Consider the following 20676-nt stretch of genomic DNA (forward strand, 5'->3'; position numbering starts at 1 on the left):
TTAAAAATGAGTTACTTCAAAAAAACTGGTGAAACCAAAGACGAATAAACAAACCGGGAGGTGTTGTGACCCCGGTTGTCGCCGAAACTATGTCACCGTTTTCAATAATGATGATGGTTGGCGTGGCAGATACCTGCCAGCCATTTGAGACGCGGTTGAGGTTGTCGTTAACAATAGGAAACTCATACCCTTTCGCCTGCGCGTAGCGCGTCAGTTTGTCGTTGTCGCCAGAGCGCAATGCCACGCTAATGGTCGGGTAGTGGCTACCAACGTAATCAACCGTCGGAGAGACCGCCGGGCAAACAGGACACCAGGTTGCCCAGAAATACAGAACAACCGGGCTGTCCTTGCTCATTTCGCGTAAGTTATATTGCTCGCCGTTTATGTCTGTTAATGACGACAGCTCGGCCGGCACAGACTCCGGCACGTCACTATTACGAAAGGCGTCAACCACGAACGCCACTGCCGAGAACAGCACAATATAAAACGCTGCGGTTCGTAGCCGCTTTGCCCACGACGGTTTCGCTTTGTTATTGCTCACGAGCATCCTCCAGCGCGTCCATGACTTTGTCTTTACTGAGCACTACGGGCAGCGTTATTCCGTCCGGAGCGCCGGGTCCGTAGACTTTGTTAAAGGGCACCCCAAAGGTATTGTTGGTTTTCAGGTATTGGGTAATGCTCTCGTTGGCTTTGGTCCAGTCGCCGCGCAGGCGGGTGACATGTTCCTGACCTAAGGCTGTAAATACCGGGTCTTGCAGTAATACGCCCACTTTATTGGCCTGGCAGGTCACACACCAGTCTGCGGTCACATCCACAAACACGGTTTGGCCACTGGCAACGGCTTCATCAATACGCTGCTGGGTTAGTGGCTGCCATTGGTGGTCCTGCGGTAGTTTGTTGACCCAACGGTCCGCGGTAAGGATCAATGTTGTACCGACAACGGCGGCTAATACCAAAAAACCACCTATGGATAAAAACAGCACCTTGCGGCCATGCACTTTACCAATAATCACCAATGTCAGAACCGACAAACCGACGGTTAGCGCCAGGAATAACTCGTTGCTGATAAAGTTTTTCAGCAAGGTTGTCAGCCAGACCGTGGTTGCCAGCATCATAATGGCGAAAACGGGTTTCACCCATTGCATCCAGCGACCGGGCTTGGGCAGTAATTTTGCGGTTTTCGGGAACACGGCTATGAGTAACCAGGGCAGCGCCATGCCAATGCCAAGAGCGGCAAAAACCAGCAGAATAACCGATGACTCAGCAGCTAATGCAAAGGCCACTGCGGTGCCTAAAAAAGGCGCTGTACAAGGTGTAGCCAAAACCGTGGCCAGCATGCCTTGCAGGAAGTGCCCTTTGTAGCTGTCATCGCCGGCGGTTGCGGCACTGGTACTCAAAGAAGACGGCAATTTAAACTCAAAGGCGCCCATTAAGTTCAGGGCAAATACCCAGGTAATAGCGACTAATGCGGCAATGAAGTAAGGGTTCTGAAATTGAATACCCCAGCCAACAGAACCGCCCGACCAGCGCAGAGCCATCAGCCCCAGGGCAATGACGAGAAACGAGCTGATAATACCTAGTGACGATGCAAAAAACTGCTTACGCACGACCTTAGGCTCTTGCGCCCCTGAAAGCATCAGGCTTTGAACTTTCAGGCCTAATACCGGCAACACGCAGGGCATAATGTTCAAAATAAGCCCGCCCGCTAACGCCATCAATAAAATGGCCCACAGCGGAGGTGCGTTATTTGCAATAGTGCCTGCGGTTAGCTGAACGTTATATTCAGCGGCAAACTTTTCATCACTGACTGTTGCTATAAGTTCAGCGCCGCTAAGGTCTGGCAGCTCCAGCCAGTGGCTAACGTCAATATTCGCCGTAAGCGTATTGTCTTCCACCTGAATAGCTGGTGATGAAAACTCTGCGTCGGCCAGAGCTTCGTTGTTGCTGTGTATAAACAGTTGAGGCTCTTGCCAGCCGCTGTCACGCTCTATGGTCAATTGAACGCGCTGGTTGGCGTCGGACCAAATAGCCTGCTTCACGTTATTGTTGTCGTACTCCCGAGGTACCTTGCCCATCGCCTGATTAAAGGCAAAGGCGCGATCACTGTCGACGGTCAGGGTGTCCAGATTAACTTGCAAGTCAATTGGGTAGTCCGTTAACACACAAACGGTGGTACAGGACGACATAGTTAGTGTACCGCTAATGCGTGCCTGCCTGGCATCCGGGCTTAGCTGTATCATTAACGGAAAGGTCAACGATCCCTGATACCCAACGGTATCAATACCCTGAATGCTGTAGCGCGAGGGCACCGGCCAGCGCCATTCAATATCGTTAATATTGGATGACTCGGACCAGTCAAAGGTTGGCGGAATGCCACCTTCACCCGGTGAGCGCCAGTAGGTTTTCCAGCCTTCGTCCAGCTCAACATGTAGCAGGGCGGGTAGTAGATTTCGCTCAGCCTCATAGTGGCCGGTCAGTTCCAGCTTCACCGACACCGGCGGATGGTCTTCATGACTTAACCAACCGGTAGACGGCGTTTCCGCGAAGCTTTGCGTGCTGTGAAGCAGCAACGCAACAATAAGCGATAGCAGCCAAAACGGTAAAATTTTATTCATACATTACTCCTGAAGTTAGTATTCCAACGATGAAAACCCGTTGGAAGCGCTACTCCAGAAAACAACAAAATACGGCGTGGGGTCGCCTTTTACAGGGAAAGAGAAAAAGTGGCGGGGCTAGCTGTTTGTTTACAGGGGTCCTCAGCGCCAAAGTTAGAAGAACAAAGAAAGACAGTGCCGCGTAGGTTATGTCGGACTGAAATTGCTGTAATAAATGCGCCGTTTTGTCGCAGTCAGCCTTGGCGCTTTCGTGTTTTGTGCCTGAGTCCGCATGGCTTCCGGCTAGCTGTTCAGCCGCTGGCGCGCCCTGATGTTTAGGGCAGCCTTCCAGCCAACCAAGGTTTTGTCCCCAACACAGCGCAAACACCAGTAATAGCAATGGTGCTATATACCGACCTTTTCGACACTGTTGATTCAGTTGGTGGAACATGTTTTTTACTGACCTTTGGTTATTCGGTTTGTTCTTAATTAGGGCAAGATGATGACAGAAGTGGGGGTAAAATCAAGAGAGGAAAGGCGCGATGTCGGTCAACGCTTGGCGGTCTTGGCTTACAGACAGCAACGCAGCTTGTACTTATAGTAACGCCGTTGTTTAGTCAGGGAGAGACACATGGCGTTAGCGCGAGTCTATACGAGGGCACTGATAGGTATTCATGCGCCGGAAATTCGGGTTGAAGTGGATCTTGCCCGGGGGATGCCTGGGTTTACTATGGTTGGCATGCCTGCAACCACGGTTAAGGAGGCGCGCGATCGGGTCAAAACCGCATTAATGAACGCAGGGTTTGAATACCCTCCTGCCACACGTATTACGGTGAATTTGGCTCCTGCCGATATACCGAAAACCGGGGCTCGCTATGACTTAGCCATTGCCGTGGGTATATTGGCTGCGTCAGGTCAAATACCCGATACCATTTTAGAGCAGGCGGAGTTTTATGGAGAGCTAGCTTTAACCGGTGAACTGCGAGCTGTGAACGGACTCATTCCTGCTTTGTTAGCCTGTCGTGAGAAAAAGCGACAGGCGTTTGTGCCAATTGCTAATCAGCAGGAAGCGGGATTAGTTCGTGAGCAAAAAAGTTGGTTAGCTGCTGACTTGGTCAGTGTGTACGAACATTTACATGAACATCAGCCGCTTCGAGAGTCCAAGCCAGTCGACTGGGCGTGCCAGGCGGAAAGTGATGAAGGCGATTTAGCCGATGTAGTCGGGCAGGAGCAGGCAAAACGGGCTTTGTTATTGTCCGCTGCGGGTAAGCACCATTTGTTATTTGTGGGTCCGCCAGGCACCGGGAAAACCATGCTGGCGCAGCGTTTGAGTGGGCTATTGCCGTCATTGACTGAGAAAGAGGCGATGGAAATAGCCGCGGTTAAATCGGTGTCTTTTGACTACCACGGGACAGAGGCATTAACTCAACGCGAAGTGAGAAGCCCACACCATACGTGCACTGCGGCTGCTTTAGTGGGTGGGGGTACTGTCAATTCGCATAATAAATTCTAAATTCGCACAATAGGCGCTACTGGTGATTTGCAAACGACGACTAACTGAGAGCCTAGCGTTATGGCGCTATAGGTTGTTTTAAAAAGAAGCTGTTAGCTTATCTTCTATCCCGCTCTTAACGTTGGGTGGGGCATCAGAGATATTTACTAAAATTTCGTATTTGTTTGAAAAAACTTGGTTGCGGGCCTGCGTTTTTCTGGTGAGTAATAAAGTTCTTACTAAATGGTTCTTGGAGGTCAGATTTTGACTTACGGAGTGTGCCAAGAGCAGACCTCTGAACTTTTTCTAATTAATATTCATTTTAGAAACACCCTCAGAAGGTTTGGGTTAAGCTATACACTGTATCTTTTGTAATCATAAACACAGAGTAGCCTGCGATAGCCAGTACCCTTTTTATCCGGCATCTTCTTTAAAAAAGCTTCAACTTCGTCAAGTGAAATTTTGTCATTCCACGTCGACCACATAATAGCATTCAACTCGTTTGGCCTTGTTACAGTGCCATCATCAAAAATTTCCTGTAACTTAGTATGCTCAGTCTCAACCGTCTTAGGCTGGGTCTCAAGGTAGCCTGTGATTTTACGAACTTGCTGCTCTTTTAGTCGGGCTGCTTCCTCGAGATCTGGGGAGATCGTGTCAAAAGCATAGATTGGAAACCACTGTTGTGCTGATATGTTGATTTTATCGATGAGTTTAATCAGGTTGTGGTTAGATTCCTCGACAATATCAAAGTACTCAGAGTTGAAACTTGATGAGTTTTTATGTTCATAAGAAATTGATTTAGCTGATCCAATTACCAAAATTTTGTCCCTGTTATCCAAGGCGTCAATATCTTCAGTAATGTTTACCTTGATGCTTGTTCCATCATCACTCGCACCTGAGTAAATGTCCTTAACTATGCTTTGTACCTTTCTGATATCCATTGCAGATACCGGCAGGCTAAGGTTAGATAGTGATTTATAGATTTCTTTAAAATCATCTGTTCTTAACTTATTAATTCTAATGGTTGAAAAGCCCTCTAAATCAATGTCATGGGCCGAAATTTCATGCGACATAGATCCTTGCTCATACTCTACCAACAAAAAGTTGTCGCGAATTCGCTCTGCATCCTCAGAGTTTGGCTCTACATAAGTAAAAATGGTCTTTAACAGGCTCTTGATGTTTTCATCTCCTATGCCATAGCCAAGGAAAATTATGGGGTTATGAATAAAGATAGAAAGCAGCTGTGCTCGGATAAGCTCATATTTTTCGTCAAACTGCTGATAGTCATCTTGCGTAACGATAATTTTTGACGGGTCAACATAACAACCGTGGATTTTATAAACAGAACCATAAGGATTGCTCAATAAGATGTCATTACCAACAAGTGCTTCAAAACCAAATACGTCCTCAATTAATTTATCGTAGTTAGTGGTAATTACTGAGCCTATGTTCTTACGAATTTTTTTAAGTTCACTTAACTCCTCGCGCATATCCTCTTTAAAGTCAAGTTGCTTAACCAATTGAGATATGTAGATTTTGAAACGACTAAGATAGTTTTCAGCTTCCATCTCACGATAGAAAATATCGTTAATATCTTTAAACTTGCCGTATCGGTCATCACTTAGGATTTTGTTGAATTCCTTTTCCAGCTTGGTCGCAACCCTCCTGTAATCGTACAGCCCGTTTTCCCGACTTTCAGCCTTGATATCAAGATAAAACTCATTGTTACCTTTGAGTTCATACGCGATATGTTTCAGTAAGCCGTCCCACGTAAATGCATTATCAAGGTAACGGAGACTAATACCAGCCCCAACGAATAGCACAGGATGGTTGCGATAGTGCCCAATGAATTCTTGTATGTTCATTTGTAACCCAGTCAAATAATTTCGTAACCACTTTAACATTTTCAAACAGTTACACCAGTTTCTAATTGTAGAGTTACCACTAACTGGTAAGGACTGATTTTTGTAAACTAATTTTTACCACAATGGTGCTGGTAATGTCCGCAGTTGGCACAAAGTCGGAGGTCAGCAATGAGCGAAGAGCAGGCGCTACGGCGGATTGCAATTCAGTTCGTTCTTCGCTCACAGCGGACTGACGGTGATATAAGGAACGCGGATACACATTTTTTGGCAGAAAATGGGAGCCAGTAATAATAGACCTTACCAAGGGTATAAATTAAAGGTAGAGTATAAAAAGCAGATATTTTTCTTCCCATGCTACTTTTAGGTGGAAAGCAATTAATTGAAAAGTATTTTCCTCGGCTTTAGAGGGCTTTTTATGGATACTGACATAGATCAAGCAAGCGAGCTGTACAGCGCTTTTGAATTGAACCGCGAGCGTCTTCAATTAACCCAGGAAAAGACAGCTAAAGCCGCAAAAGTAGTAACAAATATCCTTGAGTTCTGGGAGCTGAAGCACAGTCCTGTACACTCTCTTTTCAAAGAAGAGTTGTCTAAATATGAGCTGAGTTCCGAATATGAATTTTCCGATGAATTTGTTTTTGTCGCATCGCTTATACTTGGTATCTATGCCGACTTGCGTAAGTTGTTCTTGCAGAGTGTCCACCATCTTGAGTGGATGAATTCGCCACATAACCATCTTGAAGATGACCAACCAAGTAAACTGATAGCTAGCGGAAACCCGAAACATATCGAAAAAGTTAGAAATTTTATAAGGTCTTCCTTGTAAGCTATAAGAGTGTTGAAGTAAGATTGATTTGATGGTTAGCAGGTAGCTCTGGAGGTGTTTATGCATTCAAACCAAACTCGCAAAGTCTCTGAAAGAAAAGCGACCGGCTTGCGCATGCTTCACGCCGCTATTGCTAAAGCTAAGCAGGAAGGCAGAGTTCGCACAAAAACCCGTGCGTCATTGAAATGATGCTCTAACAGCTTTTGTTAAGTCGATACAATGTCGGTTTTTTGTTTCTGGCGCAAACTCATAAGTTTATTACCTCACTAGCGAAAACCATTCTGGAACATCGGCTCTACAACCTGTTGGAAGTGCGCCGGTAGCCATAGACCGTTCTTGGGGCGCCCCTTGCGCCGGTTGGATTTTTTAAAAGTGTCTTAAGCGCTTCGACCGTTAGATGCCTGCATACTCTTTACCTTATTCACTAATTCTTTGAAGCACCTTTCACATAAATCAAAATGGAATGAATCACCGTCCTGATTTGAGCCATAACCATACGACGCACGCAGTATTCCATACTCGCTAAAGTCGTTAAGGTTATCGCAGTGTTCTTTTTGAAAATTGGGAACAACGCTTGCACCACAGACATCACAAAGAATATCAGTAATCACCTCTGCTGACTGATTTGCTGTTTTTTTCATAGCAGGTCCCTCAATAACAGTGTTCAAATCCAATATAGTCCATCAATTGAATGATGGTTTTAATAGAGTAAGTACTTCCAGGCTAAGACCACCTGCGGTACCAAACTAGCATTTTGAGTTCATAATCATCTGAGCATGACGACGGACAGCTTCAGGAAATTCGTACTTCAATAGCACCCGGTAAAACCTTGTCATGTACTGACAGTGGAATTTTTCATTGGGGGCAACCAGCTATCAGGTCCCTGGGCTCGCTTACTGCGGTTTAAACTCGCGCTTACCGCGTGTAAGTTTTAAAGCTAGTTGAAAATGTACACTCTTAAGTGAAAGCATACATTTTTAACTTACAGTCAAAATGTCAAATCGCTTTTATAACCCTTTTATGATTTTCAAGTCGTAAATCTATCAATGAAACAGACCTCTGCGTAACATTTTTCAGATAACGCATATAGAACTAACCAGAGACCCCGTGCTCACTGAGCGTTTTACCTTTATACTTTATATACTTATAGGTTGCGCAGTTAGATGCCACTATATCCTGTCGCATTGCACTTGGATTCTCATAGCGACAACTTTTAATATTTAAACTCGGATTACTATACACAGTGATTTCTCCATCACTATGAAATTCTCCTTTGGCTATAGTTTTCCCACCTGTGTCGGTTATTTCAATATTTACCGGAAATACCTCCCCTTTTTGGCTAACTAGACTTTTCACTTGATCTAAATAACGCTGGCGGATTCTTCCCATATGAACACTCCTTTTTATCAGCAGATATTACACAAGCCATCGATTGCAAACAATTCGCCCTGAAATTCACTCGGCAAAGACTTACTCCGCGGACAGGTAAAACCTGAAATATATTTGTTATTGTAGGTGCAAATCGACTTGGTGTTATCTTTGACTTTCTTGACCACAGCGTTACAAGGAGCTTTGAGTTCCTCGATGAAAGGAGATTAGCAAAGCGCTGTAACAAGCAACGTAGCTCAAAGTTTGTTATTGTTTCCATTTGAGACTTCTGATTGGTTAAGTAAATAACATCACCAATGCCTCACTGAATACGGATAGGGCAACTATTTTGGAAGGAAAAGGCGGCTTCCGCCGCCCAGATTAACGTGCGGCCTCAAAACATGAACCCTGAAGGGAAAACCCCAACAAACGATAGCACCAATGCGACTAATGCGATGATATGTCTTACTTTAAAGCCCAAAGAGAACCATCCCTTAATCGGTAACGAGTAAAATTCCAGTAGTGCTAAATTTATAGACAAAGCAAAGGCAAGATAACCCGCAGCTTCCTGAAAAGAGAGCCCCTCTTCAGAGAGCATCTCATATATTGAGATTCCGGCCAAAAAGCATCCGATTAAACCTGCAATAACAAATAATGGTCTAACAACATATTTGTGAGTGCGCTTTTGGGCAGACGTTAATTTTTCAAAAGACTGAGTATCCATACTGGACTCCTTTCCTAATTTCAGTTTGAGTGTTTATCGTTAACTTAGTACCGTCATCGTTGAATTCATAAGCTTCACGACTTCCTTGCTGTATCAATTCCTCCGCTTCTTGGCGCGTCATCGAAACAATCAAGGCAAAATCTATAATAACAGGATTTTTGAAAAAGGAATTCGTAGAGTAAAAAAACTTATTTGGAATGCCCCCAGTATCATTGACACCCTGACGCTTCAATAAAAAAGCTTCAGCGGCCTATGGATATGCGAGATCAAGAGCTCAAACGCTATCGTTGAGCCTGCCTAATGTTTAGGTAAATGATGACCTTATCGAAAAAGCTGCAGATGAATTCTACTTTTCAATACTAGAAGTAGCGGATATGCATGCGAACAACATATTTTTAGGTTTTCATTATGCTTTTCAGGAGACCTGCGCATCTAAAAATACTTTAAATACATTCTGTTAAATTGACTTTATCCAATTATTGCTAATCATAGGTAGTACTTGTACGATGATTTCATAGATAACTACTGTGAGGTTAACGGCTAATGGCTCAGTCGAGGATTAATATGGAATGAGCGACCTAAAGAAACAAAATGAGAAGAGCCTATCAACTCTTTTGCTGATTAGTTTAATTCCTGCTTATTTGTCTATTTTAACTTATCACTGGGACTATATAGTTAGTTTAGCGCAAAGCCAGCCGTTTGTTGCTTTAGGACAGCTTGCCGCCGTCGGCCTTGGGCCTATTGTGTGCTTAAAGTTCTTTTTGCATTCAATAGTAAATATACTCAACAATAGCTTTAAAGAGCGCTTAGTACACTTGAGGTGGCATGATCCTCTGCCAGCAGGCTATACAGATAAATTAATACATAAAGATCCACGACTTCATGTTGATCACTTACCGGAAATAGTCAAACCCTTGTTGGCAAGCGATATGAGCCCGAAAGAGAGAAATTCGTACTGGTATCAGTATATTTATAAACGAGTGAGGGATCTATCGGCTGTTTCAAATACTCATAGACGCTACCTTCTGTATAGAGATGCAACTGCCGGCGTTTTTGTGGTGACCATTTTTTTATTTTTATCCGACATCATATGCCGGACAGCTTGGACCCTCCCTCTTATTTCACCCTTAGCATATGTTGTGTCCAGTCTTTATCTACTTCTTTTGCTAGGCTCCGCCAAAAATGCTGGGGAAAGAATGGTGACTGGAGCGATAGCTAACTTTAATAAATAATAAGAAAAGGAGCATTGATATGACTGCAAGCATAGAGTTTTTCCCTGTTGGTTCTGGCGATATGACACTTATTCGTTTGGCCAGCGGTAAAACTATACTGATAGATATAAATATTAGGCAAAATGCAGACAAGGAAAGTGAAAAAGATTATCCCGATGTAGCAAGGATGCTCAAAAAGCGACTAGACCGTGATAGTGAGGGGGGACTTTTTGTAGACGTATTCATGTTATCTCATCCTGATCGAGATCACATATCTGGTTTGAGAAATCATTTCCATCTTGGCGCCCCTTCTAGCATGGATAAGTCAGAGGGTAATGAGCCAGAGAAAATATTGATCCGGGAAATGTGGTCATCTCCGCTGACGTTTCGACGAAAGGACAAAATTGACGGTAAGTTGAATGAAGATGCGCAGGCCTGGCGAGACGAGGCTAAGCGTCGAGTCAAGCTATTCAAAAACGATGAAGAAAGAGCTAAAGAAAGCGGCAACATGATAAAGATCCTTGGAGAGGATGTGCATCATAAGTCAGATGGTTTAGAGGATATTTTAGTTAAAACAGGAGAAGGGACTTCTGATTTATGCGGCAGTGCAGATGATACTTTCTCAGCGCTTTTGCTTTCCCCAAAATTAGTGACAGAGGAAGAGGCAGAAGAGTTGTCGGGAAAAAATAACTCAAGCATCGTTATGCGATTTTCATTGGCACCAGAAAGTGGAGCAGAAGCTTCCGGTTTTTTCTTAACTGGTGGTGACGCTGAAATCAATATCTGGAAGAGGATTTGGTCTCGAAATAAGGATGCGTTAGAGAGTATTCAATATAATATTCTGCAAACGCCTCACCACTGCTCTTTGGGGACTTTGTCTTACGATAAATATAACGACGATAAAAAGAGTGGTCAGGAGGGGAAAGGTGAAGATTGCGAAATCGATGAAGAAGCCTATAAAGCTCTTTCTCAAACACTTGATAGAGCTCTTATAGTTGCCAGTACTGATGAGCCAAAACCCAAAAAGGAAGGTAAAGATTTAGCCAAAAGAGAATATGAGCAGATAGCTTCGGACGTCGAAGGACAAATGTTTATCACCATGAGGGATTCGAGCGAAGAGCCTTTAAAGATAGAAATTTTTGGTTCTGGGCCTAAAAAATCTGCTTCTCCAAAGGCTCTGGAGAAGGCACCTCCGAAGGTGAGAAAAGGGAAATCTGAACAACCATATGCCTGATAAAATTAGCTTTTTAGGTAAGTTATATGGACAATACCGAAGTCAGTTAAGCGCTTGGCTTCGGTTTCATATGCTAGAAGTAGAACCTCTAACAAAGAAAGTAATCGAGAACTTTCAGCATAAGGGGATTGTTAACGGTTGGCTAGTAAGTCTTCCGGATCATGAGAGTAAGCTCTATGTATTAATTGACTATGAATTTCCATATTCTCAAATTCATATTGCTCTATGTGGGGAGTCTCGATATTTAGAGTGGCCTCACGTTGAGGAACACGGCTACCTTTGTCTTCCTAGTAATAATTGGTTACCAATTGAAAACTTAGACGATAGCATTAATAATTGTATATACAATGCTCTCGAGCTCATAAATAGCTGCCAATCATCTGAATTTATAGAGCTAGAATCAAAAAGAGAGTTCTTATCGTATTGGGGACGCTCATCGAAAACTAAGTCAATAGGTTTAAGTATTTTAGACCTAAAGAATACTGAGACTAGGCTGGTCACATGCAAGAAAACTGCTAATTATTGGCTTTTCGGTGAAAGCGATGAAACTGTGGAGACATGGTTAAACAACTGCGGAATAAAAGGGAATAATGACACTTTTCAGGCTATATTCGGCTTTGTTGATGAAGCCCCTGCGCTTCCTTTTCCTTTAGGTAGTAAGAGGTTCATTAGGACGTTATGGACTCAATGCTCCAATATAGAAAAAATCGCTAGTCAATTATCTCCGCACAAAGAAATTTATGTAGTACTTGCAATTCGGAATGAGAATGGAATTGGTCTTATTGGTGGAAGGCTATCAGCCATACCACCTGATGGTTTCAGTGAGGGCCGTCTCCTGTTCTTTAAATACATTAAATGGCTATTGGCCCACATTAGTCGCTTTGATAGTTTTCGGGTTAAAAGAGCGGATAGTGATTGGAGTCATGGAAGAGCAAATGACCCTTATCACTCAAGACTTGCTGGAAGCAAGATTTTGGTAGTCGGGGCGGGCTCGTTAGGTTCTCAGGTAGCTTCGCGTTTAGCACAAGCAGGAGTAGGTTCTATTGAAATAATAGATCCGGAAATGCTTGAACCTAATAATATTGGGCGCCACACATTGGGAATGGAGAGTGTTCTTTTTAATAAGGCGCACGGTTTAGCTGCTCACTTAAGTAAAAACTATCCTCATAGCAAATTCGTTCCTATTCCTGAAAGCTGGGAACATCAAATAAGTAAGATAGAAAAAGATCTATCAGATTGCGACTTAATCGTTAGATGCGTTGCCGAGCCTTCAAATGATTTCATGTGGGATGACTGGTTTCGTAGTCGCCAAATTAACACCCCCACAGTATATGGATGGCTAGGAACTCATGGTACTACAGGTAATGCGTTGGCATTGACTTATGAATCTCCCGGGCTTTCTTGTTACTTTGAAGCAGAAGGTTTCTTGCGAAAAGCAGACACAGATTTCGAAGGCGATACTCAGGTGAAAACGGAACCGGGTTGCGGTACTGAGTTTCAGCCATATGGACCATTAACAGTAGGGAAAGTAGAGTTACTGGTAACTCGTCTTTGTGTTGATATTTTAGTAGGGAAAACAGCAGCTCCAGAACATCGCGTTTATGCATGCGCAACAGAGGATATTCACGATCTTGGGGGAAAATGGACACCTGAACACTTGCAATATCGCCCTAATGGTTATGACGGTCCATTTGAATACAAGAAGACAGTTGATTTCTGTGGAAAATGTTATTCATGCAAAGCTCAGTAACTGAAGATACTTCACTTTTTTATCAAACTCCAGATCGGAAAATAATTATCGAGTTTCCATCAGACGTACTAATGCACCTCACTCGTTACAGGCAGAATAGATGCTATAGCAAGGAGGCAGGGGGGCAGCTTTTTGGGAAGTTTAATGTAGAAGGACACATAACGATTGGTGCCATTACAGGACCAAGAAAAACGGATAAACGCTCTCGTCATAGTTACAAAGCAGATCATGCTCAAGAGCAGCGAGAAATCGATGAAAAATACAAAGATGGACTATATTTTTTAGGAGACTGGCATACCCATCCGGAAGGAGTTGCCACTCCTTCTCCATCGGATATAAAAGCTATTACCGAGATATATCAGTCATCAATTGAACCAGGCCCAGGCTTTCTATTAGTTATTGCTGGTACTGCTCCAATACAGGATAGCCTCAGTGTTTCTTGGTGTAACTCTAAAGTGACTACAATGCAAAGAGTGGACTTCCCAGCTTTCACTAGATAGCCTATAGCCCTGACCTCCCCCTTCTAAAAAAATTAAACGCTATTTATAAGGTGCTTGCAAGCTACAAGAGTGTTGGCGTAAGATTGATTTGATGGTTAGTAGGTAACCCCTACGATGGTAATTCTGGAGATTTTTATGCATTCAAACCAAACTCTTAAAGTCTCTGAAAGGAAAGCTACCGGTTTGCGCATGCTTCACGCCGCTATTGCTAGAGCTAAGCAAGAAGGTAGAGTCCGCACAAAAACTCGTGCCTCATTGAAATAATGCCCTATCAGCATAGAGTAGAGCCGACACAATGTCGGTTTTCTGTATCTGACGTAAACTAAGAAGTTTATTACCTTCTGGAACATCGGCTCTTTGACCTGTTGGAAGTGTACTGGGAGCCATAGACCGTTCCTCGCACTGGGTAGATTTATAAAAAGTGCCTTAAGCACCTTGAGCGTTACATGCCGGCATGCTCTTTACCTTACTTACTAACTCTTTGAAGCACCTTTCGCATAAGTCAAAATGGAATGAGTCACCGTCCTGGTTTGAACCATAACCATACGACGCATGCAGTATTCCATACTCGCTAAAGTCGTTAAGGTTGTCACGATGCTCTTTTTGGAAGTCAGGGACAACGCTAGCACCGCAGGCATCACAAAGAATATCAGCAATAACCTCTACCGATTGATTTGCTGTTGTTTTCATCGCAGGTCCCTCAATAAAAGTGTTTAAACCGAGTGTAGACTATCAACTGAATACTGGCTGTCGTGGATAGTAAGTTTCCCTGAGCTAACTCCATCTTATCAGTGAAATTTCAGTTTTTAAGCACCTGTTTTGCAAACTCTTCGGGCGTTAGTAAATAAGCACTTCTAATTAACAGTCATTTTTTATAGTAACGGGTAGCCTCAGGAGTGCGTATCTTAATAACACTCAACAACATAGAGTAGCGTACTATTAATTAAAGACGGCCGGGAACCCTTAATGCAATTTAACTCGCTACCCTTACCAAGGCAAAGAGTGATGAAAAAGCCAAGCTTCACCAACTAATCTGGTGGAGCATTATCCCAACCTCTCAATTCACCTGTCGAATCGCGGGTGTATTCGTTGCCAAATCCATCATAATAAACCGCGTCAGTTATACCATCGTCTTCATCCAGTGAACGTCTAGGCCTCTCATCATTATCTTCTTCGAAAAAAATCTCTAACAGTACTCGTATGAATCCAGCTAAGAACTTACCTAATACATTTTCCAATTGGAGAGCTCCCTGTTTTGATAAGTTGATATCAGGTCAATATGCTAATGCCTGAGTAACACTAAATTAACTAGAAACCTATTAAGAATCAATTCAATCCATGTTACTTCACTTAGGCTTTCACAAACTACTCAGAATAGTGTCCAATAAAAGCTTATATGCACTCAAAAGTCATTCATGAAAGAGAACTTCAGGCTACCTGCTCACATAACCGGTCCGCATTTAAAATGGGTTGATGCAGGGACAACGAATTGTGCCCTAAACTTAGAGAAAACTCAGCACTTTGAGTTAACGTGCGATTTTGCATGACTACGAACAGCTTCAGGAAATTCGTACTTCAATAGCACACGATAAAATCTTGTCACGTACTGACAGTGGAATTTTTCATTAGGGGGCAACCAGCTATCGGGTCCCTGGGCTCCCTTACTGCGGTTTAAACTAGCGCTTACCGCGAAAAGGTTGATAGGGTCGTTGGCGAACCTGTCTCTTTCTGATTCTGACCATGAGGAAGCGCCATTTCGCCAGGCCCAAGCTAGAGGTACCAGATGGTCAATGTCCATTTTAGAAGAGTCAAGAAAGACAGAGCCCGAATATGGGTCGTTCCACCGGCCTCTTATCACGCGACAACCGTCACTAGACTTAGTTGTTGGCCCCGTTGAAAGCTCCAACAAAAGTTCGTGGCGTGTATTGAGGCAATCCCCGTCTTCATCTATCCAACCGGCAAAAGCACTCCTAGAGTACTCGCTGGATGAGCTTAACTCAGTAGAGTTTCTTGCACCTAGTACTTTCTGCCTTTTAGGAAGTCGGCCTCCGGCATCAAGGCATGCGGTAATTGAATCGTATGCTTTGAAGTTCTTGGTACGCTTATAATAAGGACTGGAAGTATCGTGACATATCTTGCTGTTACTCATTTTAACTGGCGGGGTTTGAGCGTTAACCGTTACTGGTGTAACAGAAAGAAGTAAGGCAGCCGATACGATAACGACGGTAATGAGAGGCTTGTAGGCTCTTGTTATCACGTGTGTGATGCGTTGCAATTTTTCATATCCCTGTGAATCGCATTACAGCAACTATATCAGCGAGACTTAACGAACTCTACTCTTTCAAATCTTGTAATTATTTACCGTCCGTGGCGCTGGAAAATCAAGTAGCTGAAAACTGCAATTTGATTGATAAGATACTGTTAGTGTCAACGGTAATCTAATTTTGACCCACTTAGCGGTAAAGTAAAATTGACCCACCCTTAGCGGTTTACTCATTAATCTGCTGATTCGTTACCGGTACTATTCCAGCCGCTTTTTTCCCTCGTAACCGATAGCTGTTTCCGGCAATCTGCACGATGTGTGCATGATGCAGTAACCGGTCGAGCAGTGCCGCTGTCAGCGTCTGGTCGTCAGCGAAGGCCGTTGACCATTGTGAGAACGGTAAGTTACTGGTAACAATAACGCTGCCGTGCTCATAACGCTTGGCTATGACGTTAAAGAACAGATTCGCTTCTTCACGTCCGAAGGGTAAATAACCGATTTCATCGATGACCAGTAGTTTGGGTGCCATAACACTGCGTTTAATATAGCTTTCGAGCCGGTCCTGCTTCTTTGCCGTCGCCAGCTGCAGCATCAGGTCGGCAGCGGTAATAAAGCGCACTTTAATGCTTTTCTGAATGGCCTGATAGGCGTAACTTAATGCCAGATGGCTTTTCCCCACACCGCTTGGCCCGAGTAAAACGATGTTCTCTGCCCGCTCGATAAAGGCCAGGCTGGTCAGCTCCTGAAGCTGTTTTTTGGGTGCCCCGGTGGCGAACTTAAAGTCGTAATCCGAGAACGATTTTATGGCCGGTAATCCGGCGAACTTGAGCAGGGTTTCCCGTGTGCGTTGCTGCCGGGCTTCCAGCTCAACGCTCAGCAACTGCTCAAGGAAGTCAGCCAATGAGTCTTCTCTACCGGCGGCGGTGTCAGCGATTGCTGACCATTCGGTTGCCAGGGTGCCTAATTTCAGTGTGTCACAGGCACTCTGTATCCGCTCCATTTGCAGGTTCATGGGCGAGCGCCCAGTAATTGGTCGTAGACACTTAGCGGGTGCTGGAAGCTCTCTATCGGCATTGCGGTACGTGATGGTATTGGCCGGGTTTTATCGGACAACGGCCTTGCCGGTAACGGTGCTAACGCCAGTTGCTCTTTAACCAGCAATACCGCAGGTTTTTGCTTCGTGGTTCCGTGTTTTCTCTGATGCGCGACATCCTCGAGCCAGGGACCGACCTGAGCGTTAGCCGTTTCTACATCCAATGCCAGCCCGGCTTGCTTCAACGTCGCTGCCAGTGGCGTAATAAAACTGTTTTTCAGGTAGCCGTTAAACCGCTCGACCTTACCTTTGGTTTTAGCTCGATATGGGCGGCAGGCTCTTAGCCTAAATCCATAATCGGACGCCAGCTCAAGCAGGTGCTTATTCCAGCGATGACGACCTTCACCATACGCATCGCGCTCAATCATCAGGCATTTGGCATTATCAAACAAAACTTCTTTCGGCACACCGCCGAAGTAGTGCAAGGCTTCCCGAATACCGGTTATCCAGTCCTCCTGCTTCTCGTGAGTGCTGAACCGAACGTAAGAGCCGCGGCTAAAGCCCATGGTTGCAACGAAAGCTTTGAGCTTAAAGCGACCCCGCTTGATGGTCGTAAAGTCCACCTGCATTTGCTTCCCCGGTGCCGTTTCAAATCGGACAATTTCCTCTTCAGTCTGAGGCTTAAACTGACGGATATAGATTTTTACAATCCCTTCCTTACCGTCATAACCCTGCGTTTCAATTTCACGGAACAAGACGGCTCCCGGTATCCAGTAGGGCTTTGCGGCTTCAATACGCTCCCGCAGATAAGGCTTAAAGGGATCCAGTTTTGATGGTCGCTCAAGCCTTGGTCCATAACTCGGTGTGCGCGCTATGTCGCGCAAATAACTGCGAACTGTGTTGCGTGCTATGCCTAATTTGCGGCTGATAGCCCGGATACTGTGACCTTGTTGGTGTAACACATGAATATCCACTAGTGACTCCTGATTTAACATTGCATCTCAACCGCCGTTCTTTTTTTCAGATCAGGCGGTCATTGTGCCTCAGGTGGGTCAATTTTAAATTGCCGTTAGTGGGTCAGTTTTACATTGCCGGTGACAGTTAGTTCAGGGAGAGTGTAAGAATAAAATAATTGTTTATGTTTATTTGCCTGGTATGATCAATTCACATATAAAACGATAATAATAGTGAACCAATGGAAACAGGTGAAGTTCTTGTAATCGACCTTTTTGCGGGGCCTGGCGGGCTGGGCGAAGGCATATCTTCAGTCGCTGATGTTGATGGAAGTTACCCATTTAGAATCGGTGTATCTGTTGAAAAAGAACCATCTGCACACAAAACCCTCACTACTAGGGCTTTTTATAGAAAGATTAAAAATTCTGAATTAGGCCTAGATTACTATAATGGCTATTTGCTGGGAACCTATACGAGGGAAGAGCTGTTTGCTCATTTCCCGCTCGAGGCTGAAGAGAGTTTGCGGGAAACCTTGTATACGCCACACGCTCTTGGTGATGACAACAAGGAGATTCATTCGAGAATCTCAGAGCTGGTTAGAGCTCATGGAGACAAGCCAAGGGTGATCATCGGTGGCCCGCCGTGTCAGGCGTACTCGCTTGCAGGCCGCTCTCGCAATGCGGGAATAAAAGGTTACAAGGCAGAAAAAGACCATCGAAACTTTCTGTATAAAGAATATCTGAAAGTTCTGTCTATTGCGCAACCGGATGTATTCGTAATGGAAAATGTTCGCGGTATTCTCTCCGCTAAACTAGATGGGGAAGTAATGTTTCCTAAAATTCTAGAAGACTTGAGGGCGCCAGAGCGTGTTACAAGAATCGAGACTCCAAGATACAAGATCTTTTCGTTGGTTGTAGATGCAAACAACCCGGATGACCCAAAGTATGACGATTTTACTGATTTCCTTATAAAGTCAGAAAACTACGGTGTGCCTCAAGCCCGCCATCGAGTTATTTTGTTGGGGGTACGAGCCGATATCGAAGGTACTCCAAGGACCCTCAATCGATTAGAGCATAAATCGACGGTAGAACAAGTGTTAGGCGATCTACCAAAGTTACGAAGTGGTTTCTCAAAGCGTAAAGATATAGTGAAAGATTGGGAAAGTGTAGTTTCAAATAATGCTACTATTGTTAAGCGTCTTCTTAAAAAGCAGTTCAAGCAATCTCAAAGTTTAGATGTTAAGCCTCTAAAGAGGCTAGCACGTTCAGCTTCTCAGCCCATTAAGTTTCCGAGCCAAATGCCTGAGCATTTAATCGAATGGTACCGAGCTGTGGAGCCTCCTTGTGTATTAAATCATGAAACTCGCGGGCATATGGAGAGTGATTTACTTCGTTACGCATATAGCGCAGCTTTTACCAAGTTGAGTGGTGGGGTTTCACCTAAAGCACATGACTTCCCGGCTGATTTAGCGCCCGCGCATGAAAACTGGAATAGTGGCTCACATGCAGACCGATTCCGGACTCAAGCTGCAAACAAATACTCAACAACAGTAACTAGCCACATTTCAAAAGATGGTCACTACTTTATTCACTATGACCCTAAACAGTGTCGCAGTTTAACTGTTAGAGAAGCTGCGCGATTGCAGACATTTCCCGATAACTACAAGTTTGAGGGAACCAGAACTCAGCAGTATGTACAAGTTGGAAATGCTGTGCCGCCTTATTTGGCACAGCAGATAGGCAAGGTTGTAATGGAATTGTTGAACTATAATTATTCGGGATGCGAATAGTCTGGTGTACCAATTCGGCTGAAATATGCTCCTAGTCGTTCCACTAAAGATGGAACAAACTCATTGGACAATGTTGCTACTCGACGCTCGCTGAGCTCTGCTCTACTCTCAGTGGTTGCTTCCATGCACTTCATAAAATTAAATTGTGCATGAAAAGGACCTAAAATTTCATTGTCATTCAGCTTTATCTGGGGAAGAAAGTGAAGCTTAGGTGAACGGTCCCCATGGTTTATCAATTTGCGTAAATCCTTATCGGCTGTTTCTCTAGCCTTTCTATTAGCGCCGTTTACTTGTAGGTCATGCAATTCGTTCCATTTTTCTTGGGTTGAGACGAGTTTCACCAGCTGGAAAGTAGGGTTTTGTTCTCTCGCCAGATCACATCGCGGCGTGATAAGAATAAAGTACTCATTTTCTATCTGAACTATATCTCCTGTGTCCAAGCGTTCTTGAAGGGGGGGAATAAAATAATGCTCTTCTGGATGCACTGCACTTACTTCATTGAGGAAAGAAGCATGAAGGTGGGTAGCCATATGACGTGTTAGGGCTCTTTCTGCAAATTCTTGTTTGCTTACTTCATCTAACCAGTAACTCCAACGAGGCCAAATAGATCTAGTGAATGCTTCAGCCATAGACTTGTTAAAAGAATCTTGCATTGTCCTGATGGCTGATATCATTCCTGCTTTTGCATCTAGCCAATCTAGGACTTTTTCGATGCCATCCCCGTCGCCTTTTTCAAAAACTTGAACAAAATCTTTCTGATGTTCGGCGACAATCTCAGTGCCTGGTTCACCGGTATATACAGCACAGACAGTAAGTGAGTTTTCAGATAAGTTCTTAAGAATATCATTACCATGAGCTGTTTGTTCACCATCCTCATCTAAACGTATATCGATAACAGCCGCATCAAACTTGGTATTTTCTAGAAGTCGTTTAGCTTCGCTCAAATTAGTTACCGATTCGTGTTCTATGGAATATATGGGATTATCCCCAACTTTGTAGAATTGAAGCTTTTCATCCCATTGGTTTAGGACTGGTTGTGAATCCTCGACGATAAGTAAATTTAGTTTCATAGT

General features: G+C 44.1%; 20 protein-coding genes. 8 read left to right on the forward strand and 12 right to left on the reverse strand.

Translation table 11 applies throughout. The features are described from left to right. Positions 1-16 precede the first annotated feature (16 nt). Positions 17-541: a protein disulfide oxidoreductase gene (locus tag UM402_RS01020; RefSeq protein ID WP_058576593.1), complete on the reverse strand. Its 525-nt coding sequence runs from the start codon at positions 539-541 to the stop codon at positions 17-19. After that, the gene (locus UM402_RS01025) at positions 531-2615 is read right to left on the reverse strand and encodes a protein-disulfide reductase DsbD family protein (protein ID WP_058576594.1); all 2085 of its coding nucleotides are present in this window, start codon (positions 2613-2615) and stop codon (positions 531-533) included. The genes UM402_RS01020 and UM402_RS01025 overlap by 11 nt, the downstream gene beginning before the upstream one ends. A 610-nt stretch (positions 2616-3225) precedes the next feature. Here UM402_RS01025 and UM402_RS01030 point away from each other — a divergent pair. Continuing rightward, positions 3226-4107, forward strand: coding sequence for a YifB family Mg chelatase-like AAA ATPase (locus UM402_RS01030; protein ID WP_322295396.1), 882 nt, complete (start codon positions 3226-3228; stop codon positions 4105-4107). Between the two features lie 332 nt (positions 4108-4439). On the opposite strand, the gene UM402_RS01035 is transcribed toward UM402_RS01030, so the two are convergent. Then, positions 4440-5951, reverse strand: coding sequence for an SIR2 family protein (locus UM402_RS01035; protein WP_322295397.1), 1512 nt, complete (start codon positions 5949-5951; stop codon positions 4440-4442). Between the two features lie 379 nt (positions 5952-6330). Here UM402_RS01035 and UM402_RS01040 point away from each other — a divergent pair, with 379 nt between their 5' ends. Beyond that, the gene (locus UM402_RS01040; protein ID WP_322295398.1) at positions 6331-6777 is read left to right on the forward strand and encodes a hypothetical protein; all 447 of its coding nucleotides are present in this window, start codon (positions 6331-6333) and stop codon (positions 6775-6777) included. Positions 6778-6837: 60 nt separating this feature from the next. Continuing rightward, positions 6838-6966 (forward strand): hypothetical protein, encoded by a 129-nt coding sequence (locus UM402_RS01045; protein WP_322295399.1) that lies wholly within the window; start codon positions 6838-6840, stop codon positions 6964-6966. Between the two features lie 188 nt (positions 6967-7154). Here UM402_RS01045 and UM402_RS01050 read toward each other — a convergent pair whose 3' ends face one another. From UM402_RS01050 to UM402_RS01060, 3 genes are all read right to left on the reverse strand, one after another. Next, the gene (locus UM402_RS01050; RefSeq protein ID WP_322295400.1) at positions 7155-7418 is read right to left on the reverse strand and encodes a hypothetical protein; all 264 of its coding nucleotides are present in this window, start codon (positions 7416-7418) and stop codon (positions 7155-7157) included. Between the two features lie 451 nt (positions 7419-7869). Next, positions 7870-8166, reverse strand: coding sequence for a hypothetical protein (locus tag UM402_RS01055; RefSeq protein WP_322295401.1), 297 nt, complete (start codon positions 8164-8166; stop codon positions 7870-7872). Between the two features lie 373 nt (positions 8167-8539). Further along, the gene (locus tag UM402_RS01060; RefSeq protein WP_322295402.1) at positions 8540-8869 is read right to left on the reverse strand and encodes a hypothetical protein; all 330 of its coding nucleotides are present in this window, start codon (positions 8867-8869) and stop codon (positions 8540-8542) included. Between the two features lie 569 nt (positions 8870-9438). On the opposite strand from UM402_RS01060, the gene UM402_RS01065 reads away from it, so the two are divergent. Genes UM402_RS01065 through UM402_RS01080 form a run of 4 tightly spaced genes read left to right on the forward strand, consistent with a single transcriptional unit; the run spans position 9439 to position 13564 of the window. Beyond that, on the forward strand, positions 9439-10101 hold the full coding sequence (locus tag UM402_RS01065; protein ID WP_322295403.1) for a hypothetical protein: 663 nt from the start codon (positions 9439-9441) through the stop codon (positions 10099-10101). A gap of 19 nt (positions 10102-10120) precedes the next feature. Then, positions 10121-11314, forward strand: coding sequence for a metallohydrolase (locus tag UM402_RS01070; RefSeq protein WP_322295404.1), 1194 nt, complete (start codon positions 10121-10123; stop codon positions 11312-11314). After that, on the forward strand, positions 11307-13064 hold the full coding sequence (locus tag UM402_RS01075) for a ThiF family adenylyltransferase (protein ID WP_322295405.1): 1758 nt from the start codon (positions 11307-11309) through the stop codon (positions 13062-13064). The genes UM402_RS01070 and UM402_RS01075 overlap by 8 nt, the downstream gene beginning before the upstream one ends. Beyond that, on the forward strand, positions 13049-13564 hold the full coding sequence (locus UM402_RS01080) for a Mov34/MPN/PAD-1 family protein (protein WP_322295406.1): 516 nt from the start codon (positions 13049-13051) through the stop codon (positions 13562-13564). Before UM402_RS01075 ends, UM402_RS01080 begins: the two co-directional genes overlap by 16 nt. 426 nt (positions 13565-13990) lie before the next feature. Here UM402_RS01080 and UM402_RS01085 read toward each other — a convergent pair whose 3' ends face one another. From UM402_RS01085 to istA, 5 genes are all read right to left on the reverse strand, one after another. Further along, positions 13991-14254, reverse strand: a complete 264-nt coding sequence (locus UM402_RS01085; RefSeq protein ID WP_322295407.1) for a hypothetical protein — start codon at positions 14252-14254, stop codon at positions 13991-13993. Between the two features lie 338 nt (positions 14255-14592). Further along, the gene (locus UM402_RS01090) at positions 14593-14802 is read right to left on the reverse strand and encodes a hypothetical protein (protein ID WP_322295408.1); all 210 of its coding nucleotides are present in this window, start codon (positions 14800-14802) and stop codon (positions 14593-14595) included. A 275-nt stretch (positions 14803-15077) separates the two neighbouring features. Continuing rightward, positions 15078-15713 carry an HNH endonuclease family protein gene (locus UM402_RS01095; RefSeq protein ID WP_322295489.1) on the reverse strand — a complete coding sequence of 212 codons (636 nt, stop codon included), beginning with the start codon at positions 15711-15713 and terminating at the stop codon, positions 15078-15080. A 340-nt stretch (positions 15714-16053) separates the two neighbouring features. Then, entirely contained in the window at positions 16054-16839 is a 786-nt protein-coding gene (gene istB, locus UM402_RS01100; RefSeq protein ID WP_114981782.1) for an IS21-like element helper ATPase IstB, read from the reverse strand. Beyond that, on the reverse strand, positions 16836-17855 hold the full coding sequence (gene istA / locus UM402_RS01105) for an IS21 family transposase (RefSeq protein WP_034823186.1): 1020 nt from the start codon (positions 17853-17855) through the stop codon (positions 16836-16838). Before istA ends, istB begins: the two co-directional genes overlap by 4 nt. A 200-nt stretch (positions 17856-18055) precedes the next feature. Here istA and UM402_RS01110 point away from each other — a divergent pair, with 200 nt between their 5' ends. Beyond that, entirely contained in the window at positions 18056-19603 is a 1548-nt protein-coding gene (locus UM402_RS01110; RefSeq protein WP_322295409.1) for a DNA cytosine methyltransferase, read from the forward strand. Here the strand turns inward: UM402_RS01110 and UM402_RS01115 are convergent. Further along, positions 19585-20673 carry a hypothetical protein gene (locus tag UM402_RS01115; RefSeq protein ID WP_322295410.1) on the reverse strand — a complete coding sequence of 363 codons (1089 nt, stop codon included), beginning with the start codon at positions 20671-20673 and terminating at the stop codon, positions 19585-19587. The genes UM402_RS01110 and UM402_RS01115 overlap by 19 nt on opposite strands. Between the last annotated feature and the right edge of the window lie 3 nt (positions 20674-20676).

The organism is Idiomarina sp. OXR-189 (genome assembly GCF_034373425.1).
GTDB classification, from domain to species: domain Bacteria; phylum Pseudomonadota; class Gammaproteobacteria; order Enterobacterales; family Alteromonadaceae; genus Idiomarina; species Idiomarina zobellii.

Bases quoted from the DNA above. Each gene is read 5' to 3' on its own strand.
- UM402_RS01025 (WP_058576594.1), bottom strand. From the start codon at position 2,615: ATGAATAAAATTTTACCGTTTTGGCTGCTATCGCTTATTGTTGCGTTG.
- UM402_RS01030 (WP_322295396.1), top strand. From the start codon at position 3,226: ATGGCGTTAGCGCGAGTCTATACGAGGGCACTGATAGGTATTCATGCG.
- UM402_RS01035 (WP_322295397.1), bottom strand. From the start codon at position 5,951: ATGAACATACAAGAATTCATTGGGCACTATCGCAACCATCCTGTGCTA.
- UM402_RS01045 (WP_322295399.1), top strand. From the start codon at position 6,838: ATGCATTCAAACCAAACTCGCAAAGTCTCTGAAAGAAAAGCGACCGGC.
- UM402_RS01050 (WP_322295400.1), bottom strand. From the start codon at position 7,418: ATGAAAAAAACAGCAAATCAGTCAGCAGAGGTGATTACTGATATTCTT.
- UM402_RS01055 (WP_322295401.1), bottom strand. From the start codon at position 8,166: ATGGGAAGAATCCGCCAGCGTTATTTAGATCAAGTGAAAAGTCTAGTT.
- UM402_RS01060 (WP_322295402.1), bottom strand. From the start codon at position 8,869: ATGGATACTCAGTCTTTTGAAAAATTAACGTCTGCCCAAAAGCGCACT.
- UM402_RS01065 (WP_322295403.1), top strand. From the start codon at position 9,439: ATGAGCGACCTAAAGAAACAAAATGAGAAGAGCCTATCAACTCTTTTG.
- UM402_RS01070 (WP_322295404.1), top strand. From the start codon at position 10,121: ATGACTGCAAGCATAGAGTTTTTCCCTGTTGGTTCTGGCGATATGACA.
- UM402_RS01075 (WP_322295405.1), top strand. From the start codon at position 11,307: ATGCCTGATAAAATTAGCTTTTTAGGTAAGTTATATGGACAATACCGA.
- UM402_RS01080 (WP_322295406.1), top strand. From the start codon at position 13,049: ATGCAAAGCTCAGTAACTGAAGATACTTCACTTTTTTATCAAACTCCA.
- UM402_RS01085 (WP_322295407.1), bottom strand. From the start codon at position 14,254: ATGAAAACAACAGCAAATCAATCGGTAGAGGTTATTGCTGATATTCTT.
- UM402_RS01095 (WP_322295489.1), bottom strand. From the start codon at position 15,713: ATGAGTAACAGCAAGATATGTCACGATACTTCCAGTCCTTATTATAAG.
- istB (WP_114981782.1), bottom strand. From the start codon at position 16,839: ATGAACCTGCAAATGGAGCGGATACAGAGTGCCTGTGACACACTGAAA.
- istA (WP_034823186.1), bottom strand. From the start codon at position 17,855: ATGTTAAATCAGGAGTCACTAGTGGATATTCATGTGTTACACCAACAA.
- UM402_RS01110 (WP_322295409.1), top strand. From the start codon at position 18,056: ATGGAAACAGGTGAAGTTCTTGTAATCGACCTTTTTGCGGGGCCTGGC.
- UM402_RS01115 (WP_322295410.1), bottom strand. From the start codon at position 20,673: ATGAAACTAAATTTACTTATCGTCGAGGATTCACAACCAGTCCTAAAC.